Source organism: Pseudanabaena sp. 'Roaring Creek' (genome assembly GCF_001402795.1).
Lineage (GTDB): Bacteria > Cyanobacteriota > Cyanobacteriia > Pseudanabaenales > Pseudanabaenaceae > Pseudanabaena.
In genome coordinates, this window is the sequence record NZ_LIRE01000226.1 from 1 (window position 1) to 4,033 (window position 4,033).

Genomic DNA, 4,033 nt, shown 5'->3' on the forward strand with positions numbered 1-4,033 from the left:
TCAGTAATGTTAGGACAAAAATCAAACCCAATAGAGAGTGGCGGCGCGAAGCGCCGCCACTCTCTATTGGGTTTGATTTCCTGACTTAAGTGACTGTAGCTATAGTCTAAACTTCGAGGGATGCTAATCCCAGATAGGTAATTTTGGTTGGTTCGATCGCAAATCGACAGGGCAATACTTTCACACCTTTAGCGATCGCTTCTTGTAGGAGTCTGGCATATTCGGGATCGGCTTGGGCTCCTGCCGCAAAGCGATCGCAATCTCCACGATTAATAAAGAAAATTAAGGCAGCAGCAGTATTTTCCGTAATTATCGCCATCAGTTCCCGTAGGTGTTTTTGTCCTCGCGTCGTCACGGTATCTGGGAATAGGGATAAACTACCAATACACCACGTTGAATTTTTAACTTCCACATAGGTTCTGTGAGGATTGGTTCTTTGAGAATTGGGGCTTTGAGAATTGGGGCTTTGAGGATTATCTTCCCCATTAGTCAACAGAAAATCGATCCGACTCTTTTCCTTGCCATAGGTAACCTCCCCCTTAACTGTATGGTAAGGCTCTAATTCGGGGAGCAAATGGCGATCGAGCATATGCCCGATCACACGATTGGGAAGGCTAGTATTGACTCCGACCCATTGTTCATCGATATAAATGGCTTCCCAACTATAGGCTAGTTTCCTTTTAGGGCTGGGATGGTAGGAAACTAAGACAGGACTCCCGATCTGGCAAACTCCTGTCATTGGTCCCGTGTTTGCACAGTGGGCGGTGATAACTTCGCCGTTATCTAATTTGATATCCGCAAAAAAACGTTTGTAGCGACTAACAAGACGACCTTCAATCAGATCGGGATAAGTATGAACTTGAATCATTTTTCAATGGGTAATTTATAGCGCTTTGCATTAAAAACCAAAACTAGAGAGCGTACCGCACGCTACGCGGTCAGTATGCTCTCTAATTTTGGTTTTTTTAATTATGCCGAACTACTTAACGTGAGTTCGACATAATTAAAAACGGGCTTTGAGCAAGGGGGAGCTATGCAACCCTTTCCTCAAAGCCCAAAAGCAAAAGCCTTGCTTAGCAAGGCTTTTGCTTTTGGGCTTTTAAAATTTGCCAGCTTAACCCGAACTGACGTTACTTACTTAATTTCTAAAATATTGCTCTTAGGATTGCTCTTAGGATTGCTTTTAGGAAGAGCGCATTGTGCTGACCATATTACCATGATGAGGAAAAGCTATTGGTGGGTCAGTTAATATGGGAATCAAACGCAAAATCCATCCGCCTCTAATCAAACTCGAACAGCGTGATGGAGTGCTTCAGGTCGTCGGTGGAAACTCTTGGTATTCTTATTTTCGCGATCCATATCACCTCATGTTAACTATTCCTTGGCTGGGGTTTGTAGCGATCGTTGTGGGATTTGATATCTTCCTCAATACAGTGTTTGCGGTTCTTTATTTACTCGACGCTGATGCGATCGCAGGTATTGAAAAAGTTGGGTTTTTAGAGGCTTTCTTCTTTAGCGTTCAGACCCTCGCTTCGATTGGCTATGGAGTCATGAACCCTCATACTCTTTATGCAAATTTGATTGTAACCTTAGAGTCCATTGCCAGTTTGATGTTATTTGCTGTCATTACAGGAATAGCCTTTACGAGATTTGCGAAATCCTCCTCCCGTGTTATGTTTAGCCGAGTAGCCACGATTCATGACTACAATGGCATCCCCACACTCATGTTTCGCACAGCCAATGAGAGGAGAAATAACATTCTGGAGGCAAAACTCAGTGTTTTCCTCATGATTGACGAAATAACCGTTGAAGGTCATAGAATGCGCCGCTTGCACGAACTTAAATTAGTCCGCGATCATTCTCCTGTCTTTTTACTGTCATGGACTGTAATGCATATCATTGATGAGAACAGTCCGCTCTATGGCATAACCAACGAAACAATGGAAAGATTACACGCTCAGATCCTCGTGTCGCTGACAGGGGTTGATGAAACGATTGAAGGTACGATTCACGCGCGACATATGTATGCATCTCGCAATCTACTGTACGATCGCCGTTTTATGGATGTTATTCATATGGCAAAGGATGGGCATCGCTATCTTGACTACACCCATTTTCATGAGACGACAGCAATTTAGAAGTGATTTAGAAAAGAAAGATTATCTAGCAATCTTTCTTTTCTAATGCTAAGATATAAATCTACAGTGTCTGCTCCCAGTCATTGATACTGTTGACACATCAACTACGTTTCTGTCTCTGAGTTTCTGTCTCCGATCCGTCTGACACCAAATTCAAAAATTTCAAAAATTTCTGAATTTTTAAAATCCCTCTGGGTAAGGTTTTAACTCCTTAGAAATGTCACAAGATTCTAAGGATTTGGTACGACTAATAAATGGCAACGCTAACAGCGACAGACCGATAATTTTTTTGGAGTTCTATGTCTTCTTCTCCGATTGCCCCTCCAGTACCAAAATCTTCTGTACTGAAAAAATCTTCTGAACTTAATTCCTCTTCAATGCAGGGATTCTTGGCATTAGGATTGTCCGATCTAATCGTGCGTGCTGTCGCTGCCCGTGGCTATACTCAGCCCACACCAATTCAATCGCAAGCGATCCCCGTCGTACTGTCAGGTCGCGATCTTTTAGCAGGTGCTCAAACTGGAACGGGCAAAACCGCAGGATTCACTCTACCGATTTTGCACCTACTATCAAATAAGAGCGTCAAACGTTCGTCGAATGGGAAAATTCCCATTCGAGCTTTAATTCTCACCCCTACCCGCGAACTTGCCGCCCAAGTCGAAGAAAGCGTAAGGATGTATGGTAGACATTTGCCCCTTACCTCGATGGCGATCTATGGTGGCGTAAATATCAATCCCCAAATCAATCGCCTTAGAGGTGGGGTTGAAATCTTGGTAGCAACCCCTGGGCGTTTGCTAGATCACGTTCAGCAGGGCAGATTAGACCTTTCGCAGGTGGAAGTCCTAGTTTTAGACGAAGCCGATCGCATGTTAGATATGGGCTTTATTCGGGATATTAAAAGGATTTTGGCTCTATTACCGAAACAACGTCAAAACCTGTTGTTTTCGGCAACCTTTTCCCATGATATTAAAACCTTTGCCAGCACCCTGCTCGATCGCCCTGTGATGGTTGAAGTCGCCAGTCAAAATGCTACCGCAGATTTAGTGACTCAAAGAATTTTCCCCGTCGATCGAGATCGCAAACGGGAATTGCTAACCCATTTGATTCAGACTAATAATTGGTATCAAGTATTGGTCTTTACCCGTACTAAACATGGAGCCGATCGCCTAGTCAAGCAATTGCACCAAGATGATATTGTGGCGATGGCGATTCACGGGAATAAGAGTCAAGCCGCCCGTACTCGAGCCCTAGGGAAATTTAAGGATGGCAGTCTGCAAGTTTTAGTTGCTACGGATATTGCCGCGCGAGGCTTAGATATTAGCGAACTACCCCAAGTCGTGAACTATGAGTTACCGAATGTGCCAGAGGACTACGTGCATCGGATCGGACGTACGGGAAGGGCGGGATCTTCAGGTGAGGCGATTTCTTTGGTATGTGTAGACGAACGTAAATTTCTTGCCGATATTGAGAAACTAATCAAGCGATCGCTACCCCATGAAATTATTGAGGGCTTCGAGCCCGATCCCCGCGCCCAGCCCGAACCCATCCAAGTAGGCAGACAGCAAAAGCATCAGCCGAGACGGAATCAACAGAGCGATCGCAGCGATCGTGACGATCGTGGAGCGATCGGCAAACCGATATCTTCAAGCAAAGCGCCAACTCACCCGCAGAAAAAACAGTTAGTTAAAACGACAGTAAAACTGACTCAGCCCTCCACCTCTGAACGCTCAGAATCTCGCCCCCATCGCCAGCACTAATACCAATTCCCAAAATGGCTACGCCATTTTGGGATTTTAAAACCCTTGCTGGGCTGTGATACCAATTTCCAAAAGTGTGGCTACACTTTTGGAAATTGGTATCACAGCCCGTTTTAAATTATCCCGAACTCACGTTAA

General features: G+C 44.6%; 3 protein-coding genes. 2 read left to right on the top strand and 1 reads right to left on the bottom strand.

The genetic code is table 11. The annotated features are described in order from the left end of the window. Positions 1 to 106: 106 nt before the first annotated feature. Positions 107 to 868, bottom strand: coding sequence for a DNA/RNA nuclease SfsA (gene sfsA / locus AC805_RS07500; RefSeq protein WP_055074841.1), 762 nt, complete (start codon positions 866 to 868; stop codon positions 107 to 109). A 382-nt stretch (positions 869 to 1,250) separates the two neighbouring features. On the opposite strand from sfsA, the gene AC805_RS07510 reads away from it, so the two are divergent. Beyond that, a complete protein-coding gene (locus tag AC805_RS07510) occupies positions 1,251 to 2,138 on the top strand; it encodes an ion channel (protein ID WP_055074843.1) in 888 nt (295 codons plus the stop codon). A gap of 377 nt (positions 2,139 to 2,515) precedes the next feature. Further along, positions 2,516 to 3,895 (top strand): DEAD/DEAH box helicase, encoded by a 1,380-nt coding sequence (locus tag AC805_RS07515; RefSeq protein ID WP_055074844.1) that lies wholly within the window; start codon positions 2,516 to 2,518, stop codon positions 3,893 to 3,895. Positions 3,896 to 4,033 lie beyond the last annotated feature (138 nt).